At 42.5% G+C, this 16,144-nt stretch carries 16 protein-coding genes; 4 read left to right on the plus strand and 12 right to left on the minus strand.

Going from position 1 to position 16,144, the window contains the following annotated elements:
- Nucleotides 1-40: 40 nt before the first annotated feature.
- The 11 genes from metK to htpG all read right to left on the minus strand — a co-directional run bounded on the left by metK (nt 41) and on the right by htpG (nt 12,143).
- The gene (gene metK, locus ID165_RS19875; protein ID WP_192347171.1) at nt 41-1,294 is read right to left on the minus strand and encodes a methionine adenosyltransferase; all 1,254 of its coding nucleotides are present in this window, start codon (nt 1,292-1,294) and stop codon (nt 41-43) included.
- Between the two features lie 206 nt (nt 1,295-1,500).
- The gene (locus ID165_RS19880; RefSeq protein WP_192347172.1) at nt 1,501-2,082 is read right to left on the minus strand and encodes a CPBP family intramembrane metalloprotease; all 582 of its coding nucleotides are present in this window, start codon (nt 2,080-2,082) and stop codon (nt 1,501-1,503) included.
- Nucleotides 2,083-2,149: 67 nt separating this feature from the next.
- A complete protein-coding gene (locus tag ID165_RS19885; RefSeq protein WP_192347173.1) occupies nt 2,150-2,728 on the minus strand; it encodes a bifunctional precorrin-2 dehydrogenase/sirohydrochlorin ferrochelatase in 579 nt (192 codons plus the stop codon).
- Between the two features lie 219 nt (nt 2,729-2,947).
- A complete protein-coding gene (cobA, locus tag ID165_RS19890) occupies nt 2,948-3,718 on the minus strand; it encodes a uroporphyrinogen-III C-methyltransferase (protein WP_192347174.1) in 771 nt (256 codons plus the stop codon).
- Nucleotides 3,715-5,814, minus strand: coding sequence for a HEPN domain-containing protein (locus ID165_RS19895; RefSeq protein WP_192347175.1), 2,100 nt, complete (start codon nt 5,812-5,814; stop codon nt 3,715-3,717). Before ID165_RS19895 ends, cobA begins: the two co-directional genes overlap by 4 nt.
- Before the next feature lie 111 nt (nt 5,815-5,925).
- Entirely contained in the window at nt 5,926-7,182 is a 1,257-nt protein-coding gene (locus ID165_RS19900; protein WP_192347176.1) for a sulfate adenylyltransferase subunit 1, read from the minus strand.
- A 203-nt stretch (nt 7,183-7,385) separates the two neighbouring features.
- Nucleotides 7,386-8,285 carry a sulfate adenylyltransferase subunit CysD gene (gene cysD / locus ID165_RS19905; protein WP_192347177.1) on the minus strand — a complete coding sequence of 300 codons (900 nt, stop codon included), beginning with the start codon at nt 8,283-8,285 and terminating at the stop codon, nt 7,386-7,388.
- 214 nt (nt 8,286-8,499) lie between these two features.
- Nucleotides 8,500-9,204: a phosphoadenylyl-sulfate reductase gene (locus tag ID165_RS19910; protein ID WP_192347178.1), complete on the minus strand. Its 705-nt coding sequence runs from the start codon at nt 9,202-9,204 to the stop codon at nt 8,500-8,502.
- The gene (locus tag ID165_RS19915; RefSeq protein ID WP_192347179.1) at nt 9,179-9,451 is read right to left on the minus strand and encodes a DUF2061 domain-containing protein; all 273 of its coding nucleotides are present in this window, start codon (nt 9,449-9,451) and stop codon (nt 9,179-9,181) included. Before ID165_RS19915 ends, ID165_RS19910 begins: the two co-directional genes overlap by 26 nt.
- 75 nt (nt 9,452-9,526) lie before the next feature.
- Complete coding sequence (locus ID165_RS19920; RefSeq protein WP_192347180.1) at nt 9,527-9,943, minus strand: Rrf2 family transcriptional regulator; 417 nt, start codon at nt 9,941-9,943, stop codon at nt 9,527-9,529.
- Between the two features lie 313 nt (nt 9,944-10,256).
- Nucleotides 10,257-12,143, minus strand: coding sequence for a molecular chaperone HtpG (htpG, locus tag ID165_RS19925; RefSeq protein ID WP_192347181.1), 1,887 nt, complete (start codon nt 12,141-12,143; stop codon nt 10,257-10,259).
- Between the two features lie 289 nt (nt 12,144-12,432).
- On the opposite strand from htpG, the gene ID165_RS19930 reads away from it, so the two are divergent.
- Nucleotides 12,433-13,098: a heme exporter protein CcmB gene (locus tag ID165_RS19930; RefSeq protein WP_192347182.1), complete on the plus strand. Its 666-nt coding sequence runs from the start codon at nt 12,433-12,435 to the stop codon at nt 13,096-13,098.
- Nucleotides 13,099-13,216: 118 nt separating this feature from the next.
- Here ID165_RS19930 and ID165_RS19935 read toward each other — a convergent pair whose 3' ends face one another.
- Nucleotides 13,217-14,512 carry a serpin family protein gene (locus ID165_RS19935; RefSeq protein ID WP_192347183.1) on the minus strand — a complete coding sequence of 432 codons (1,296 nt, stop codon included), beginning with the start codon at nt 14,510-14,512 and terminating at the stop codon, nt 13,217-13,219.
- Nucleotides 14,513-14,673: 161 nt separating this feature from the next.
- Between ID165_RS19935 and ccsA the strand changes: the two genes are divergently transcribed.
- The 3 genes from ccsA (at nt 14,674) to ID165_RS19950 (ending at nt 16,121) form a co-directional block, all read left to right on the plus strand.
- Complete coding sequence (gene ccsA, locus ID165_RS19940; RefSeq protein WP_192347184.1) at nt 14,674-15,348, plus strand: cytochrome c biogenesis protein CcsA; 675 nt, start codon at nt 14,674-14,676, stop codon at nt 15,346-15,348.
- Between the two features lie 101 nt (nt 15,349-15,449).
- The gene (locus ID165_RS19945) at nt 15,450-15,692 is read left to right on the plus strand and encodes a CcmD family protein (protein ID WP_192347185.1); all 243 of its coding nucleotides are present in this window, start codon (nt 15,450-15,452) and stop codon (nt 15,690-15,692) included.
- 12 nt (nt 15,693-15,704) lie between these two features.
- The gene (locus ID165_RS19950; RefSeq protein ID WP_192347186.1) at nt 15,705-16,121 is read left to right on the plus strand and encodes a cytochrome c maturation protein CcmE; all 417 of its coding nucleotides are present in this window, start codon (nt 15,705-15,707) and stop codon (nt 16,119-16,121) included.
- The last annotated feature ends 23 nt before the right edge of the window (nt 16,122-16,144 follow it).

Raw genomic sequence — 16,144 nt, forward strand, 5'->3', positions numbered from 1 at the left:
TAAAAACAAAGGCTTCCAGTTCTTCCGGAAGCCTTTGTTTTTATAGCTCAAATGCTTTTTTTATTCTGTCCACGTAGTCCAGTTTTTCCCACGTGAACAACTCAACATCAAGTTTGATCTCATCCCTGTAAGGGGAATAGAAAGTTTTGGTCACGACTTCATTGGTTCTCCCCATGTGACCATAAGCGGCAGTTTCTTCATAGATAGGATTTCTCAGCTTTAAGCGTTGCTCGATCGCATATGGACGCATATCGAAAATTTCCTCAATTTTCTTCGCTATAGCCCCATCGCTTGAGTTCACTTTGGCAGTTCCGTAAGTATTGATGTAAATACCCATTGGCTTAGCTACTCCGATAGCGTAAGAAACCTGTACCAAAACCTCATCTGCAACTCCTGCCGCAACCATATTCTTAGCAATATGACGCGTAGCATAGGCAGCAGAGCGGTCTACTTTCGAAGGATCTTTTCCTGAAAAAGCCCCTCCACCATGAGCGCCCTTTCCCCCATAAGTATCCACAATGATTTTTCTACCCGTCAGACCAGTGTCTCCATGTGGTCCGCCAATTACAAATTTCCCTGTTGGGTTGATGTGGTACTTAATTTCTGAAGTGAAAAGCTTCTGAATTTCCGGCTTCAGTTTCGCTACCACTCTTGGAATCAAGATGGAAATGATATCTGATTTGATTTTCGCAAGCATTTTTTCCTCTTCGTCAAAATCATCATGCTGCGTGGAAACTACAATAGCCTCAATCCGCTGAGGTACATTATCGTCACTGTATTCTATAGTCACCTGAGCTTTTGAGTCAGGCCGGATATAGGTGATATCTTTATTCTCTCTTCTCAGTTCTGCCAATTCACGAAGGATCATATGAGAAAGATCCAAAGCCAATGGCATGTAATTTTCGGTTTCGTTGGTAGCATAGCCAAACATCATCCCCTGATCTCCCGCACCCTGCTCCTCAGGACTCTGACGAACTACACCTTGATTGATTTCGGAAGACTGCTCATGAATTGCAGAAAGCACTCCGCATGAGTTCCCTTCAAACATGTATTCGCTTTTGGTGTAGCCGATTCTATTGATCACATCACGCGCGATTTTCTGTACATCCAAGTAGATATCGGAATTCACCTCACCTGCAAGAATCACCTGACCTGTTGTGACCAATGTCTCACAAGCTACTTTAGAGTTTGGGTCAAAAGCCAAAAAATTGTCAATTAACGCGTCAGAAATTTGATCTGCGATTTTATCAGGATGCCCCTCAGAAACGGACTCTGAGGTAAATAGATATGCCATAAATAAATGTTGGTAATACGTATTGTAAAGGAAGTCCAAAAATACGGGAACCGGGTGAAATAAAAAACCGGAAAAAGGAGATTAGGGAGGCTGATATAGACACAATCATTTAATTTCTTAATTCTTCCGGGAAGTATTCAAGACTCATAAAGTAAAACAGTGGGAATGATCAGGATTGCATTATAGACTGCGTGGAACAAAATCGCCTACCAAATCCCATGAGTGAGCCGAATATAGCTGAGAATCAACCCTATGAAAAACTGAGCCGCTACCAGAAAAGGAATCCAGTAAAAATGGTCTGCTAATTCAAAATTAGAAAAATTTCCCAAATGGATTAAAGCGAAGAAAGTTGAGGAGATGAAGACAACAAATTTGAGGTTCGGGGGCTGCTGTCGCATTACTCTAATTAGCAGGTAGACAAGGTAAACTACAAATACAGCTGTTACATACCATTGTTGACTAATCATTAGAATAGACATGCCCAACCCCCAGCAAATAGATGTTATTTTCAAATCAAGATGAAGTCTAAAAATCAATTCCTCTAGTAAAGGAGCCAAGAAAACCACAGCAAAAACTACCTGCAACTTGTTCTCAGCCAGCATTTGTTCCATTATTGAATCAAACTGATCTGCGCCTAACCAATCCATCAAAAAGGCAAATGGAATAGCAAAAGCCAATACAACAATTAGCAGCCCCAAAAAACTTCTTGCGGGCATTTTGGTATAGGAATCAGACTTAGTTGGATTTTTTAAGAATGCCAGAAAATCTTTAAAAACAGGCTGAAGCATTTGAAATAATAGAAGCGTTAAAAATGAAATTCCCTCAATTTAACAAACCAGCCTAAACCCTCAAAAATCAACCTGGTTTTTTCACCAGCCCCTCGGTGATCTCATTCATCGCTTTCACCTTGTATTCAAAATCGCCTTTCAAAGTATCGCGATATGCGTTCAGATTATTTAGCAAGTCGTCCAATTCATCCGGAAGCACCTCTTCCAGCAGCTGACGGAGTCGCTTGGCAGCTGTAGGGGATTTGCCGTTGGTACTGATAGCGATCTTCAGGTTTCCTTTAGTGACAATTCCACCCAAATAGAAATCACATAAATCCGGCGTATCAGCCACATTTACCAAAAGAAAACGCTCTTTGGCTTCATCTCTGATCTGTCTATTAACACCCTTATCATCAGTGGCAGCAATTACTATATGCTTGCCTCCAAGATACTTCTCATGGTAAACATCCTCAATCATAGTCACAGAATCCGTACTTGAAGCAAGATCCAAAAAAGATTGGGAGAATTCTCTCGAAACTGCCGTCACCTGAGCATTTGGGCTTGATTTCAGTAAAAATTGCAGCTTTTCCGTACCCACATTTCCCCCACCTACTAATAAAGTATTGAGCTCATGGACTTTTAAGAATATGGGATATAAGTGGTTCATTTTTTAAGAATCAAGATGTTAGAATCAAGACAATAGACCTACTGAAACTTTATTATTCGAAATTCAGTATTCATCATTCGAAATTAAGATGAAAGCGCAAAGTACATTTTCGAATCCCCAAAGAGGCCATTTCGACCGAGGAACGAGAGAGAAATCTCCTCGAAGTTTTTGTTTAGAATACGATATACTTTATCAAAACCTTCGAGGTTAGAAAAAACCTCAAAGGTTATATTTCACAAACTCCCGATACACTTCAGCCAATTTCATGCTTTCCCGTACCACTTCTCCGATGATGATAATGGCAGGGGCTTCCACCTTCGCCTCTTCAGCTTTTTGTTCAATATCAGAAATATAACCCGCTACAATTTTCTCCTCACTTGTGGTGCCGCTCTGTATAATCGCTATCGGCAAATCAGCTTTTCCAAACTTAGTATAAACCTGCGAAATCTCAACCAACTTTCTAGTGCCCATCAACACGACAACAGTTGCAGTGGATTGCGCAGCCAGTGCCAGATCACGGGAAAGTTCTCCGGCTGAAGTTGTGCCAGTTACTACCCAGAAACTTTCGGAAATTCCCCGTTTTGTCACAGGGATTCCCGCCGCTGCAGGAACTGCTATTGCCGAAGTAATTCCCGGTATCAATTCCGTACTAATCCCAAATGCCTCTATGTATTCAATCTCTTCGGAGCCACGCCCGAAGACAAATGGATCTCCGCCCTTCAAGCGAACCACATGCCCATACTTTTTGGCCAAGCTTACGCAAAGTTGATTGGTATCCCCCTGAGGCTGAGAATGCCGCCCAACACGTTTGCCCACGAAGATTTTGTGTGCTGTCTCCGGTGCATGGTCAAGCAGCACAGGATCTATCAGTGCATCATACAAGACCACATCGGCCTTATTCAGCGCCAAAACGGCCTTGAGGGTGATCAATTCAGGATCACCCGGACCGGCTCCGACCAATGTTACTTTCGGTTGAATCATAGACTTCATGCAGTCACCTCTTCCTCACGGTAGCTTTTCAGCAAACCGTAGATCTCCAAAGCCTGATTTCCATAGGCTTTCGCAAATTCTTCTGTAGGCTCGTTCTGATTGATCTGGTAGATCTTTTCTGCGAAAGTACCTCCTAGATTGATTTTCCCACTTTCCACAAATACCTCATCAAACTGCTTGATGATATTCGCATAGGAATTAGTACTCACACTTTCACTAAGTAAGATCGCTTTAGCAGCATTGATCAAGCCTGCATAGTGATGATAGATGCTATCTGACCAACGTCCTTCTTCCAGACATTTTTGCGCAATGTCAATTTTCTCTTTGGCCTCCAAAAGCAAGGTAGCAACCAAGTCAAGAACTACACCGGCACATTCACCCACACCCACTGCGATTTTGTACTCTTCTGTATTTCCCCAATCCACATAATCAGCCGGAGTTACTGTAGAAGCATCTCCAAGTTCTTTCAGCAATTCATAGAAGTAGATCTGTCCTTTTTCATCATAATAGCTCAAGAAATCCTGTCCTTTTGCATTTGCCTCAAAATCATCCAGCAAAATCCTCAAAGCCTGAGGACCTCTTTTACTAGGGATCTTGGTCACTTTATCTGCAAAACGGCCATTTCCATCTCCCATGTTTCCTCCCCCAAGTAAAACCTGAAGTGCTGGGATAACCACTTTCCCTGATTTCATGGACATGCCCTGAAAGCCTATATGAGCCATATTATGCTGGCCACAGGCATTCATACAGCCTGAGATCTTGATTACCAAATCCTGATTTTTCAGGTATTGGGGATATTCTGCCAAAATCACTTTTTCCAATTCCGCCGCAATTCCCGTGGAGCTCGCAATTCCAAGATTACAGGTATCCGTGCCAGGACAGGCGGTGATATCTCCAAGACTGTTATATCCTGCAGCTGACAACCCGATTTCCTTCAATTCTTTATAGAAATAAGGGACCAAGTCTTCACGGACGTCACGGATCAGGAAGTTTTGACGAAGGGTAAATCTAACTTCCGCACTTGCATATTTCTCCACCAAGTCAGCCAATTTTCTAGCCTGATCGGTATAGAAATCACCTAGCGGAACTCTAACTCCCACAGATACAAATCCTTTTTGCTTTTGAGGCAAAATATTGGTGAGTTTGAAGTGCTCAAAGTCAAGTCCAAGCTCTTCCTCTACAACAGCAACAGGAGCATCCGGAAGCTTTTGCGTAACATCATAGGACTCATGATCGATCGGATATGACTTAAATGGAAGTGCTTTTTTCTCATTTTCCACCAATTCCAAGAATGCTTCCAATCCAATATCCTTGATCAAGAACTTCATTCTGGCTTTCATACGCTTCGCGCGCTCTCCATGGCGGTCAAAGATTCGGATCACAGCTTCCGCAAAAGGAATAATCCGGTCTGCTTCTACAAACTCAGAAAACACATCCGCATGACGGGGCTGAGATCCCAGACCTCCTCCAAGCATTACTTTAAACCCACGAACTTCGGCACCGTCGATCACTTTCACTTTGGGAATAAAACCCAAATCGTGCAGATAGCTCAATCCTGTATCTTCGTCAGAAGAGGAAAAGGAAATCTTGAACTTACGACCCATTTCCTGAGAGATCGGGTTTCTCAAAAAGTATTTGAAAACAGCATCAGCGTAGGGAGTCACATCAAATGGCTCATTGGCATCGATACCCGCAGTTTCAGAAGCCGTCACGTTTCTTACCGTATTACCGCAAGCCTCCCGGATGGTGACATCATCCCGCTCCAATTCCGCCCAAAGCTCTGGGGTTCTATCCAAACTCACATAGTGAATCTGTATATCCTGGCGCGTAGTGATGTGCAATCTTCCGGTAGAATATTCATCTGAGACTTTGCAGATCCTGCGAAGCTGATCCGAAGAAACACGCCCGTAAGGCAATTTGATCCGGATCATCTGTACACCCGGCTGACGCTGCCCGTAAATACCACGTGCCAGACGGAGACTACGGAATTTCTCCTCATCTATATTACCACCTTTGAAAAGTGCAATTTTCTTTTCTAAATCGATGATATCTTGTTCTACTATATTGTTTTCGAGTTCGGTTCTAAAGCTCTGCATGGCTGTAATAGGTTTAATGGTAAGGGCTGGTATAGAGATGAGTTAAAGTCGGGAATCAAAAGAATTTCAATAACCTATCGAATGGCGTAAATCGCCATTCGTAACCCGTAATTATTCTATAAATCCAACCGAAACTGTATCGTATTCTGCTTCATCTATTAGGATAAAGCTCCCATTTGATTTATTTGAATGATAGGAATCAAAATGGATAGGCTTGCTCAGGCGAAAATGAACTCTTCCGATATCATTCAGCTTCAGCTGCGCCGCTTCTTCTGTACCCGTGAAATCCGTATGAATTCTGGATTCGATCTGATCCACTTTTGCCATCACACGGTTGACACCATGTTGAAGTAAATATTTACCCCCTATTCTAAGTGGCTTGCTATTTACCTGACAGATGGTAGCGGTCAAGCGCTTATCACTTCTCGGTAATTCCCCACTTTTCACCAGCATATCCCCACGGCTCAAATCCACTTCTGTTGCCAGAGTGATCACAATGGAACTGCCGGGAGCAGCTTCTTGAATCTCTTGATCGAAATAGTGAATGCTTTTGATCGTCGAGGTAGTAAGTGAAGGCAATAGTGTTACTTCATCACCTACTTTTAGATTTCCTCCATAGAGCATTCCCGAGAAACCTCTGAAGTCATGCCAAGCTTCTGTTTTGGGACGAATGACATACTGTACAGGAAATCTCGCTACAGAGCTCGGCTCCAAATCTGCCGGCTCCAACACTTCCAAATGGTCCAAAAGTGTATTTCCCACATACCAAGGCATCTCTTCTGACTTTCTGGCGATGTTTTCACCTTTCAGAGCAGACACAGGAATAAACGTGATCTGATCTTCGGCAAAATCTGACTTAGCCACCAAGGCATCAAAATCCGCTTTGATTTTCAGATATACTTCCTCATCATAATCCACCAAGTCCATCTTGTTGATCGCTACGACCACATGGCTGATTCGAAGTAAATTGGCAATGAAGAAATGACGGTATGTCTGCTCGATCACGCCTTTTCTCGCATCGATCAGGATAATCGCAACCTGAGAAGTCGAAGCTCCGGTCACCATGTTTCGCGTGTACTCCACATGTCCCGGAGTATCGGCTACGATGAAATTTGTTTTAGCGGTGTTGAAGTAAATATGGGCTACATCAATCGTTATCCCTTGCTCACGCTCAGCCACCAAGCCGTCAGTAGCCAAAGAGAAATCAAGGTAATCGTATCCTCGTTGCTTCGAGCTACGCTCGATTGCTTCGATTTTATCCGTTGTCAGTGACTTGGTATCGTATAGTAATCTACCAATCAGCGTGCTTTTGCCATCATCGACAGAACCTGCAGTGGCGATTTTTATAAGTTTTCTATTTTCAGACATGTTGTTTCTAGTTTTCAGTTGTCCTGCTTCTCCAGAAGCTGGACTAAGCTTAATTCTGATACTGAGCATTTGACTTATGCTGCTTCTGGAGAAGCAGCATAACGACATTAATGTTTACCGTCACTGCGAACGAAGTGAAGCAGTCAAGTCGATAGGAGATTGCTTTGTCGTCGTACCTCCTCCTCGCAATGACGTTCTCACTTCTAGAAGTATCCGACTTTCTTTCTCGTCTCCATTGCAGCTTCAGATCGTTTATCATCTATTCTGGCTCCACGCTCTGAAATGGTAGAGTCTCTGATTTCCCCGACTACATCGTCCAGGGAAACTGCCTCCGAAAGCACTGCCGCAGTACAGGTCATATCGCCCACGGTTCTGAATCGGACCATTTTCACCATCACTTCTTCATGCTCTTCTCTGAACACATGCTCATTGGCAGTCCAGATCATTCCATCCCGGAAGAACACCTCACGTTCATGCGCAAAGTAGATGGAAGGAATCTCAATATTTTCAGTTTTGATATATTCCCACACATCGAGTTCAGTCCAGTTGGAAATCGGAAAACAGCGCACATTCTGTCCTACATGAATTTTTCCATTTAGCATATCAAAGAGCTCCGGACGCTGGTTTTTCTCATCCCATTGGCCAAAGTCATCCCGTACCGAGAAAACCCTTTCTTTCGCCCTTGCCTTTTCCTCGTCTCTTCTGGCCCCTCCGATACAAGCATCAAACTTGAATTCTTCGATCGCATCGAGAAGCGTGGTAGTCTGAAGTGAGTTTCTGCTGGAATATCTACCGCGCTCTTCACGAACTTTACCCTGATCAATAGAATCCTGCACATTCCGTACGATCAGTTCCAATCCAAGCTCTTCCACAAGTCTATCCCTGAATTCTATGGTCTCAGGGAAATTATGTCCCGTATCAACATGTAGTAATGGAAAAGGAATTCTCGCCGGGTAAAAAGCCTTCTGAGCTAGTCTCACTAGCGTAATGGAGTCTTTTCCACCGGAAAAAAGCAAAACCGGACGCTCAAACTGCGCCGCCACTTCGCGAATGATGTGGATCGATTCTGCTTCTTTTGGATTCGGTATTAATAGGTTGTTCATATGATGTATGATTTACGAAGTACGATTTACGAGTTCAAATTGCACCTCAAACTATAGCTATTATAATTGTTCGGCTTTTATGCCTTTGCCTACCGGCTGTTCAGGTTAAAAGCGATCTTATTTCTTAAATCTATTGTCTTGTGTCTTATTTTTTAATATCAAATGATGAATGGTGAACAGCGACGAGAAAGACTTCCGTCTTCGGTCTCCCGTCTTATTTAGCATGCAATCCGCACTCTTTTTTGGAATCTTCCCACCACCATCGGCCTGCGCGGGCATCTTCGCCCTGCATGATGGCTCTTGTACAGGGGGCACAACCAATACTTACAAAACCTTTGTCATGAAGCGGGTTATACGGAATATTCTTCTCATCAATGTATGCGATCATCTGCTCAAAGGTCCAGTCCAACAGAGGATTATACTTTATGATCTGATTGGTTTCGTCCCACTCTATACGTTTCATATCGCTACGATTGGCAGACTGCTCAGCGCGAAGACCGGTGATCCACACCTCATTTCCCGCCAGAGCTCTTTTAAGCGGCTCCACTTTGCGTACAAAGCAGCAGGATTTTCTATTTTCCACTGATTCATAAAATCCGTTGATCCCAATGTCGGAAACCAGCTTTTCTACAGAATCGGTAGTAGGATAATATACCTTGATACGTCGCTTGTATTTGGCTTCTGTTCTGGAGAGCAGATCCAACGTCTCAGGAAAAAGACGTCCCGTGTCCAAAGAGAAGATCTTGACCGGCGTATTCCCAGCAGCGATCAACTGGGTGATCACCTGATCCTCCTGACCAAGAGAAGTGGAGAAAGTGACTTTCCCGGGAAATAAATCCGCGATCAATGCCAACCCTTCCTGTGCGCTCAGCTGTTCCAACTGAGCTTCTAACTCATGCAAATTCTTTATCTGTGTCATTGGATTCTACTTTTGAGACGCTTTCCCAAGCACGTTCGTGGAAATAATAGAGGATGATTTTAGAAAACACTTCAACCGACCCGATCGAGATCGCCATCACGAATTCCCCGGTCACGAAATATGAGATAATGACCGTATCTATGGTCCCGACGATTCTCCAAGAAATAGATTTCAGCAAGCTCTTGGCATTGCTATCTTTTCCCGGCTTTCCTGCAAACAGCTTTTTAAGTGGTTGGTCTAAAATCATACTAGGTTATTACGAGAGTAAAGGACAAAAGTATATAAACCCTATAAAATATATAGGGTTTATGATAAAAAAAATTTACTCTTCCTTCAAAATATCTTCTAAGGTTTTGTTTTCCAGTATTTTAAGGGTCTCATCTCTAACTTGGATCATCACTCGATTTATTCCGCAAACCGCCTCATTTTTACATTCATCACAAGGTTCGTAGTAGTTTAAACTTACACAGGGAAGCAAGGCAATGGGGCCATCCAGCAATCTAATCACTCTGGAAAGTGGAATATCTTTAGGTTCTTTGATCAGATAATATCCTCCGCCTTTTCCTTTTTTGCTTCCCAGCATTCCGGCTTTTTTCAGCTCCAATAAGATATTTTCCAAAAACTTATGTGAAATCCCATGCTCTTCGGCTATCTCCTGAATCAGCACCGTCTTTTCGTCTTTGTGCTTGCCCAAATAGGTCAGGGCATGTAGGGCGTATTTGGTCTTTTTAGAAAGCATAGACAAAAATAAGCTTTTTGGCGGAATACCCTAGTGTGGAGCTAGGCTTTAACCCGCATTATGCATTAGCATTTCTACGCCACGGCGTACAAGTTATTGCGACCAATATATTGCTTCAAAATCAGTCACTGCGTTGCAATTTTCGACTTCACCATATCCGCTGCGGCGGACTCAGTCTCCAAACAGCCTGATTTTATTGCAATTAATGGTCTCTTAACGAAACCTAAGGCAAAATCCGGGTTTAAAGGATTTGGCAAAAAAAAACGGGTATGAAACCACACCCGTTTTAATTTTCACAATGAATCACTCTTATTTAAAGCAACTCCACACTTCTCTTTACAAAGGCAGTCAAATCCTTACCCGTAAGTAATCCTTGAGAAAGAAGCGCCAGATCAAATGCCTGCTTGGCTATTTTTATCTTCTCTTCTTCAGTTGCTGCTTTTAGAACTTTATCCACTACCGGATGGTTTCCGTTGATCGCAACTTTGTAGGCATCAGGAAGTGAACCGTAGAAGCCCATTCCTCCGCCACCTGTAGCAGCCATTTCCTTCATTCTACGCATGAATTCCTCCATAGTGATCGTAACCGGAAGTTCCTCAGGACTCAAGCCTTCCACTTCTACTGTGTAAGTCTTGTTGTTGATCGCCTTATCGAAGATTTCTTTCACTTCCTTGCTCTGATCTTCGGTCAGCAAGTTGGCATAAGTTTCATCCTTCTGGATTAGCTTCTCAGCTACATCGGCATCCACACGCTTCAGTTGTGTTTTTTCCAACTTGGATTCTAAGTTTTGGATAAAATGGCTATCAATCGGCGAATCCATCACCAATACATCATAATCTTTCTTGTTGGCAGACTGGATAAAACTGTCTTGCTTATCCAAATCTGTCGCATACAAGATCACCGCCTGGTCATTCTTATCTGTCTGATTTGGCTTCACTTTAGATTGATATTCTTCGATGGTGAAGAACTCCCCTTTGGTGTTTTTCAGCAAAGCGAAATCTTTTCCTTTTTCGTAGAATTTCTCCTCAGAGATCATTCCGTATTTTACGAAAAGGCCAATGTCATCCCACTTGTCTTCGTAAGCCTTTCTGTCTTTTTTGTAAAGCTCAGCAAGTTTATCCGCCACCTTCTTGGTGATGTAGGAATTGATTTTCTTCACATTGCCATCGGCCTGCAAGAAGCTTCTGGACACGTTAAGAGGAATATCCGGAGAGTCGATCACACCATGAAGGAGCATCAAGAATTCAGGAACAATGTCTTTTACCTCATCCGTGATAAATACCTGACGGCTAAATAATTTGATCTTGTTACGCTGAAGCTCGAATTCGTTTTTCACTTTCGGGAAATACAGAACCCCCGTCAAGTTGAACGGATAATCCACATTCAAGTGAATCCAGAAAAGCGGATCCTCAGACATAGGATACAGCTCCTTGTAGAATTTCAGGTAATCTTCATCTGTTAGATCACTAGGAGACTTGGTCCAGATAGGAGCGGTAGTATTGATGAAGTTATCCACTTCTATTGACTTCCATTTCTTCTCGCCCTTGTCATCCACTCCATCTTCTACAGATTCGGTTTTCGTGCCAAATTTTATCGGGACAGGAAGGAATTTTGCGTATTTGTCAAGGATTCCCTGAAGCTTCCACTTGTCCAAGAATTCTTCAGAATCTTTGTTGATATGTAGAATAATGTCGGTTCCGCGTTCTTTTCTTTTTCCTTTGGAGATTTCGAAAGAAGTAGATCCGTCGCAAGTCCATTTTGCAGCTTCCGCGCCTTCTTGATATGAAAGCGTGTTGATTTCCACTTTATCTGCAACCATAAATGCCGAATAGAAACCCAGACCAAACTTACCGATGATCTCATTGGCATCTTTGGCATCCTTGAATTTCTCTACAAACTCCTCAGCGCCTGAGAAAGCGACCTGGTTGATGTACTTTTTGATCTCCTCAGCGGTCATCCCAAGTCCTCGGTCAGAGATGGTGATGGTTTTCTTTTTCTCGTCGAAACTCACCTCGACTGTTGTGTCACCCAATTCGCCTGTATACTGACCTAATGTCGCTAAACGCTTGATTTTTTGGGTCGCATCGACGGCGTTGGAAACAAGTTCTCTTAGAAAAATCTCGTTATCAGAATAGAGAAACTTCTTGATAATCGGGAAAATGTTCTCGGTATGGATCGAGATCGTGCCTTTTTCCTGCATGGCTATAAATTAGTTTAGTTAAACACAAGGTTTGTCGGGCACAGAATTGCAACTGTTGTTCCAAAGCAGTTTGGGTGTCATTTTGGCAGTTTCGATTTCGGATGTTGGATTTACGATTTCGGATTTTTGTTCAGAATTTGCCATGTACTTAAAAATAATTTCCAGACTTTACAACTTTGCCACCTTACAACACTTCTTCTACATAAAGACCGTCATCTTCCTTTTTAAGAATACCTGAATTTTTCAATTTTTCAATCTTATAATTTTTCAATCCACCTATCTTTGACCCATGTGGAAACAAATCTCAGTTCTCATTAGCAAGGAAGTCACGCTGGAGTGGCGACAGAAATTCGCGCTGAATGGGATTTTGCTTTACGTGGTTTCTGCCGTTTTCATCACCTATTTGAGTGTGGGAGCCAAGCAGGGAAATATTACCGCACCCACGTGGAATGCCTTATATTGGATTATTATTCTTTTCTCGGCGGTAAATGCCGTCGCCAAAAGTTTCGTCCAAGAGCATCAGGGGCGCCAATTGTATTATTACATGATTGCTTCACCTGAGGCGATTATTCTTTCCAAAATCATCTATAATACCGGTCTCACATTGATTCTAGCACTATTGGGCTATGTAGTCTTTTCTGTGATTCTTGGCAATCCTGTCCAAGATCAGAGCTTATTCCTTCTCAATTTGGTTCTGGGAGCAATGGGCTTTTCTGCGAGTTTGACCATGGTAAGCGGCATAGCTTCGAAAGCAGGTAATAACGCCACGCTGATGGCGATTTTGAGTTTTCCTGTAATTATCCCGATTTTGCTGATGGCCATCCGCATTTCCAAAAATGCCATGGACGGATTGGACTGGAGTGTAAGTGTAGATAAGCTAGTGACACTTCTGGCAATCAATGCGATTGTCGCCGTGACGGGATATATTTTGTTTCCTTATTTGTGGAGGTCTTGAGATTGGAAAATTGGAAGATTTCCCCAATTACACGTAATCGATGGCTTTATTTTAAATAATACACCTCAATCCCAAGTGAGTCACAAAAGGATCGAGGTTCCGATCATTGTGCAATTGCCTAACTTTCCAAAGGATTCTCCAATTTCCCCATAAACAACATCGCTCCACTGTGCTTCTCTTGGATAAAAAAGATAAAAGGCCTGTCCAAGGTGAAAATAGAAGGGGTTGTATCAGGAGGTAGGCTTGTCACTCCGATTTCAACAATAGTGGCCGCTGCAGCTTCTGTACCCTTTTCATCTACTTCTATAAGCGCTTGGTGGATTACTCTGCTGATTTTTAAAGGATGGGTTGGGTTGGAGAATAATTGAGTGAAGTTGTCTCGATGAAAACTAAATGGCCTCACTAAGCCCATAGCTTGTAAATCGCCAGAAAGGTTATCGATTCTATATTCAATCTTAAATTTTGGCATTTTCAAAATCAAATTCGCCTCTCTGGAATTACTTCTCCATTCATCCAAATTTTCCAAAGTGAAGTGAGGGTATAGTTCCGAAAGATCACCGCTTTCATTGATTAGAATCCCCATTGAATATTGTTCGGAGCTATAGGGTATTTCCAAATAAGTATATTCTGAAGTGCTAAATGCTTTAAATCCCGCAGGTTCACCCAAATTCATCATGTCTGTCATGATTTCTTCACCATTGCGGAGCGTGAATTTCTCTTTGTGGGTATTTTCTTTTGGAAAATTATAGGTCCAGTCTCCTTTGAAATAAATTGCATTGACCAAATACATCACAGCATCTGCGGGAATAAAGTCCAGCATATCTTTAATGAGGTTATTGGTCTGTTTTTCTATCCAGTGGTTGATGATATCCACAGAATTTGGGTCATATACATCAAGTGGAGCAATTTCAGCATTAAAATACTGCTGGGCAGCATTCTTGAAAGGGATTTTTACTTGATAGTCTTCTTTATACCAAATGCCATTGGCTATACTTAATTTTACTTTAGGATCTACCTCAAGTAAGAATGATGTAAGGTCTTTGACCGCCTGGTTTGCTTCTTCCAGGCTCATGCCCTCCATTTGCAAAACCTGGATAAACTCTTCTAAAACCTCCCCGTCATTGCCATTCATAGCCATAGCCAATGCCTGGTGAACCGAATATGGGCTGAAAAATAGATTCTTGGAATCCCCATTGGCTGTTAGCTGTTGGAAAAGGTTGGTCGCAAACCGGGTATTTGATTCAGAGAGTCTGTTTTCATCTAAAGACAACTCCCTCAAATTTGCTTCTACTTTTCCCGAAGGGGAGTTGTCCTCACCGGAAACGCAGCCCAAGCAGAATAAAATTGCTGAAACAATAAATAGGCTTGCGGCAGTTTTAGTGCTTCTGTAAGTATTTATAAAGAATGGTTTCATAGCTAGCATTTTCCATCCAGACGTTGGATATCTTCAAAATGCTACAATTGGGCGACCTCTGCGCTAACCTCTGTGACCTCCGTCGTTAAAAGAACTTACAAAAAGCAGCGTTTTCAGGAACTTATGCCTTATTTTTGCACTTGAATTAGCAAAAATACCCTATGCGCCAATCCTGGTGGAAAATTCTTGCAATTGCCCTGCTGCTGTACACGCTAATCGCAGGCTTGCTGATGGAAGCCCCCCGCCTTCCGATCCTTAACGAAACTATCCGTGCACTCCACTTTCACGTGACCATGTGGTTTGGGATGATCCTAATGCTGGTAGCTGCTGTGTATTACAGTATCAAATACCTCCGAACCAACGACATCAGAAATGATGATATGGCAATCGAATTTACCAACTCAGCTATTTTGTTTGGTGTTTTGGGCATTGTCACAGGTATGCTCTGGGCCAAGTTTACTTGGGGAGATTACTGGAGCGGAGATCCCAAACAAAATGCTGCAGCCATAGGAATTTTAATGTATTTCGCTTATTTAATTCTAAGAAATTCACTTACCGATTCACAGCAAAGAGCCCGAATCGGAGCCATCTACAATATTTTCGCATTTGCGGCATTTATCCCTCTTATCTTTGTATTACCAAGATTAACAGACAGTTTACACCCGGGAAATGGTGGAAACCCTGGCTTTAATGCTTACGATTTGGATTCCAAACTGCGGGCAGTGTTCTATCCTGCAATTGTAGGATGGACACTTTTAGGTAGCTGGATCGCAACTGTACGCGTCAGAATGCGTAGGGTGGAGAGGACAATTGAAGATCGAATGATTAATTCCTGATCGATGAAATCGAGTATGTTGCAAAAAAGAATAACAGGAATGATTATAAACCATCCTGGATTCTCCCGAATTAAGTTCGGGACAGGATCAATTACTAACAAATGAAAAAAATACTTACAATAGTTCTTTTGGTTTTCAGCCTGTCCGCTTTGGCGCAGGAGAAAATCGCTGTCACTGATGCTGACTATACAAATAGCTCAGTGGAGATGGCAGACACCATGAGATCAAATGGCAAAATTTATGTCTTGGTAGGAGTGATCGTACTCATATTCGCAGGCATCACTGTGTATCTAGTCAGCACCGATCGTAAGATCAGCAAACTTGAAAAAAATCTTCATTCCTAAACTTCAGTACAAATGAAAAAAGGACATCTCTTAGGATTAGGAATTATTGCGATAGCAATAGTCATCATAATGACTTCTATCGGTGACGCAAGTAGCTATGAAAGTTTTACCACTGCCAAAGAAATGAAGCATAAGGGTGAGGACAAGGCCATCCACGTAGTAGGTCAGCTGAAAAAGGATGCAAGCGGTGAGGTCACCGGGTTGAATGTCCGGGAGGACAAAGTTTCCTTCACCTTTATGCTGGTGGACAATGAAGGTGTAGAGCAGGAAGTTTTTTACAATGAACCTGTACCTGCAGATTTCACCCGATCAGAATCTGTGGTGGTGATTGGTTCTTACAAGAATGACGACATATTTATTGCCGACAAAATATTGATGAAATGCCCTTCAAAATATCAAGAAACTGAAGTGCAGTCAGCAGGAATGTGAATCGAGGCAGCTAGAATAAAAAA

Source organism: Algoriphagus sp. Y33 (assembly GCF_014838715.1).
Classification (GTDB): Bacteria; Bacteroidota; Bacteroidia; order Cytophagales; family Cyclobacteriaceae; genus Algoriphagus.